1 protein-coding gene and 1 pseudogene are annotated in these 1008 nt (G+C 57.1%); one reads left to right on the top strand and one right to left on the bottom strand.

Going from position 1 to position 1008, the window contains the following annotated elements:
* Nucleotides 1-94, bottom strand: a pseudogene (locus Q363_RS45835) (glycogen/starch/alpha-glucan phosphorylase); the annotation flags it as partial.
* Nucleotides 95-632: 538 nt separating this feature from the next.
* Between Q363_RS45835 and Q363_RS09050 the strand changes: the two are divergent.
* The gene (locus tag Q363_RS09050) at nucleotides 633-917 is read left to right on the top strand and encodes an ABC transporter permease (RefSeq protein WP_035349494.1); all 285 of its coding nucleotides are present in this window, start codon (nucleotides 633-635) and stop codon (nucleotides 915-917) included.
* Nucleotides 918-1008: the final 91 nt, after the last annotated feature.

Genomic DNA, 1008 nt, shown 5'->3' with positions numbered 1-1008 from the left:
CACCGTTCATCATAAACTTCATATTGCTTGTGCCGCTGGCTTCGTAGCCTGCTGTCGAAATCTGGTTGGAGACGTCACTGGTGGGGATCAGGTGCACGGATGCGGTCCAGTGCAGCGTCAGGACCAGTAAGAGATAGTTCGATCTCATGATTCTTCTACTCGAAACTTCGGCTGAGGTCCGACGGCCCATTGAACTTACCCGACCTGCCCCCTAACTCCGCAGAGGGGACACTATAGATTTAGCCCGCCGCCGGAGCAGTGCCCCGCATCACACGCCGGTTGGCGAGTCCGGTGTCCACTTCCAACGCCAGACACTCCCGCGTAAAGGCATCGACGACGCTCAGCACGCGAATCCCACGTCCTGCGCAAGCACATCGGAACGAAATCCAGGGCCCACTCTTGGTCGGCGCCGCTCAACACCGGCCGCGGCGATCCGACACGCACACAGTGCCTGCGCTTCTTCCGCTTCAGGAGAATCTCGGTGGAGTGATGCTTTCACAGCCCTCTGCGAGTTGCCGATCTATCGTCATTAGATATCCAGATGGTGGTTATGCTGATTGGTCAGCGCCAACTGAGGATGAACCGGACGCTCGGCCTCGCGGCGTATGTCAGAGAGGAGAGCAAATCCGTTGATGAAAAGTTTCGAAACGATTGGCAGCGGAGCGTTATTCGCTCTGCGCGTGATTACAGACGCGTTCCGTGCGCCTTTCGAGCTGTTTTACGTATACCTAGAAGTTGCAGACCAGGGCTGGCGCTCGTTGCCGCTCATCCTTTCGTCCGGTCTGGCCTTGGGACTAGTGATGACACTGCACACGCGTACCCAACTGATCAAGTTTGGTGCGAGTGCCTGGATACCTGCAATACAGTCCCTTTCACTGCCGTCCAAATTAGCAGGAATGGAATTGGACAAAGACTGAAGACATAGGGGTAAAGGGAGAGCGCGAGCGCCTGTTGGAGTTCAGGTAGGGCGCCGGAAACCGGGGGGCGGAAGGGCTCTGGGATTGAGGC

This window comes from Edaphobacter aggregans DSM 19364, assembly GCF_000745965.1.
GTDB lineage: Bacteria > Acidobacteriota > Terriglobia > Terriglobales > Acidobacteriaceae > Edaphobacter > Edaphobacter aggregans.
Note: the sequence above shows the minus strand (reverse complement) of the source record. Positions and strands in the feature narration are given on the sequence as shown.

Coding starts and splice junctions, on each gene's coding strand:
- Q363_RS09050 (WP_035349494.1), top strand. CDS start 633: ATGAAAAGTTTCGAAACGATTGGCAGCGGAGCGTTATTCGCTCTGCGC.